Source organism: uncultured Paraglaciecola sp., from assembly GCF_937123705.1.
Lineage (GTDB): Bacteria > Pseudomonadota > Gammaproteobacteria > Enterobacterales > Alteromonadaceae > Paraglaciecola.
Genome location: NZ_CAKZKO010000105.1, coordinates 1 through 2,224, shown reverse-complemented (window position 1 = coordinate 2,224; position 2,224 = coordinate 1). Strand labels below are relative to the sequence as shown.

The 2,224-nt window shown below is 50.7% G+C and carries 4 protein-coding genes; all 4 read right to left on the bottom strand.

The genetic code is table 11. From position 1 onward, the window contains the following. Window positions 1-608 precede the first annotated feature (608 nt). Entirely contained in the window at window positions 609-1,076 is a 468-nt protein-coding gene (locus Q0688_RS14005; protein ID WP_299077838.1) for a DUF1367 family protein, read from the bottom strand. Between the two features lie 88 nt (window positions 1,077-1,164). Continuing rightward, window positions 1,165-1,449 (bottom strand): hypothetical protein, encoded by a 285-nt coding sequence (locus tag Q0688_RS14000; protein ID WP_299077835.1) that lies wholly within the window; start codon window positions 1,447-1,449, stop codon window positions 1,165-1,167. After that, on the bottom strand, window positions 1,449-1,889 hold the full coding sequence (locus Q0688_RS13995; protein WP_299077832.1) for a hypothetical protein: 441 nt from the start codon (window positions 1,887-1,889) through the stop codon (window positions 1,449-1,451). Before Q0688_RS13995 ends, Q0688_RS14000 begins: the two co-directional genes overlap by 1 nt. A 139-nt stretch (window positions 1,890-2,028) precedes the next feature. Continuing rightward, window positions 2,029-2,224, bottom strand: a 196-nt coding sequence (locus Q0688_RS13990) for a hypothetical protein (RefSeq protein ID WP_299077829.1), incomplete at its 5' end; no start/stop codon positions are given.

Below are 2,224 nucleotides of genomic sequence, written 5' to 3'. Positions count from 1 at the left end.
GGCTGTCATTTGTCTACGGCCCAATGAACAAAGACAGAACACGGAAAGCTGAACATGGCTGACACAATGAACCACATGAAAATCGATTCATCCAAAGCTATGCCTGCACCTCGCCACGGACGATAGATTGCAAAATACGATATAGCTCCAGTTATCATTAGTGACTCAAGCATGTAATTCGTATCGCTCACAGCAAATACCCCTGAGCCTTATCATGCCCAACTTGAAACGTTAGAATATTCCACAAAGCTGATCTAACCTGCCTCGACGGGTCTAGCGTCTTACCCTTGGCTATCAGATACACCGTGTTCTCATGGACCCCGATAACTGCCGCAAGTGCCGCCTGAGTCAATCCCGAGACTGACAGCAAGTACTTTGTGATTGACTTCCAATCGGCGTTCATTTCGCACCCCTCACAGCCGTACCCGTGTAGACAGGCTCTCGACGCTCGTTGTACTGCCTGACAATATCGTCCAGCGTGTCGCCGTATATCGCGTATGGGACTGTGTTCTTATCACCTGGAATCGTCAGCTTGAATTTGTTGGCAAGTGTCGGGGCTTTGGGTTTCGGCGCTCTGGGTGGTTGTGAGCTGCCGGTGTTGTCGGTTCTCATGAGTCAAACCTCAAAATATTGTTTACGATTTCATCCAGATCATCCCGCGTCTGATCCGTACCCAGAAGCTCCAGTGCTTTATTGATCACGTCCGAGTAAATTTTTTGTGCCAGTTCTTCTGAGCACTTGGCGTAGCTGATGGATTGCGGCTCTATTCTCAGCTCGCCGTTCATCTTCACGCCGACCGTGTAATGGCCTGATATGGCGACAAACTCACGGCGGAATGTCTCGAATTCCTGCTCTATCATCTGGCCTCGATACTCAACCCGTTTTCTGGGCATCACGTCGAAACAGTAGGTAAGTAGGCAAATCAGCTTCTGATGGTATTTGTAGTTCCGAGCCTGAGTGACTGTTACGCCGACTGAGCGACCGTGTGGCAGGTTTTTGATGTAATCCTGACCCATCGTGTCAGTCGGGACTAACGAGCCGTCTGAGCGCTTTTGCATGATGATGTCTTTGCTCATAACAGCACCCAAGCCCAAAACAAAGCCAGCCCGAGCATGGTGATTACCAGCGGCCAGTTGATTTGATGCGTGTCGTTGTGTCGGGTTTTCACAATATCCTCCTCCAGCTAGTCGGCTGCGAGAAAATGCTCTGCCATCGCCTGTCGTACTCGGTTGTTCCGCAAGCCTCAAACCAGTCATTGCCCTCACTGCCATCGCTGTATCGAACTCTTTTGAGGTTTTCGTCTTCAGGCAACCTATCCGAGCAGTCAACCCACTCAAACGCATCAACAATGCCCTGAGCCTGCTCCTGAATCTTGATTGAGACACCGCCGGGGATTGGGCCAGCCTCGCAAAGTCGCAGGATTTCTCGGGCGGCTTGTTCGATGGTCATTAATAATATCCTCCAGCGTCTTGCTGCTGCTCATTCATGATTGCGGTAGACGTTTCATTCCACCTGTCGCGCTCTGCCTTCCAATCAAAATCAACGTGAAACGTTGCCGTGAATCCCTTCCCGTCGCTTTGCTTCCACAACTCATCATTGGCCTTATTAAGCATTCGAATGGCTGACAACATGCAGGCAGGACAATCGTTAGATGCTTCACGCAATCTCGCCAGCCCGTCATCACCCCCTTCGCCAATAGCGCTATAAAGCTCCGCTACTGATTTGCCGTGAATATCAATTTCATTATTTTCATACATCCACTGGCACATCCCACATTCACGTTGAGGATTCGCTGTACAAGTGCGCTCGTGCCTCGCCATGCTTGGCCGCTGAAACCCACGCTTGTTGCAGTGGTCGCAGTACAGGGCCGTTACCTTGCGCTCTCTCATCGCACACCCCCAACAACAAACCCAACAAAGGCGCAGACGAAAATCAGGGCGATTGGGATTAGCCAGATCATTCCTTCACCTCCCGAATCACCTGCCGACGTAATTCAAAACTCGCGTTCTCCGGCAATCTGGATAACGCTTAATCAATGCAGCGATTCTCAGCATCTACAATCAGCGCCTTGACTCTCTTGGCCTCTGAACGCTGTCTGATACCGGCCTGATTCTCAAAGTGGCTGCCGAGTGATTTCAGAATTGCGCGGTCCTTGATACGCTGGACGCATTGCTGGTGTAGTCGTTCTGGGGTTAGGGTGTAGTTCATGATGCTGACTCCATAT

Bases quoted from the DNA above. Each gene is read 5' to 3' on its own strand.
- Q0688_RS14005 (WP_299077838.1), bottom strand. From the start codon at position 1,076: ATGAGCAAAGACATCATCATGCAAAAGCGCTCAGACGGCTCGTTAGTC.
- Q0688_RS14000 (WP_299077835.1), bottom strand. From the start codon at position 1,449: ATGACCATCGAACAAGCCGCCCGAGAAATCCTGCGACTTTGCGAGGCT.
- Q0688_RS13995 (WP_299077832.1), bottom strand. From the start codon at position 1,889: ATGAGAGAGCGCAAGGTAACGGCCCTGTACTGCGACCACTGCAACAAG.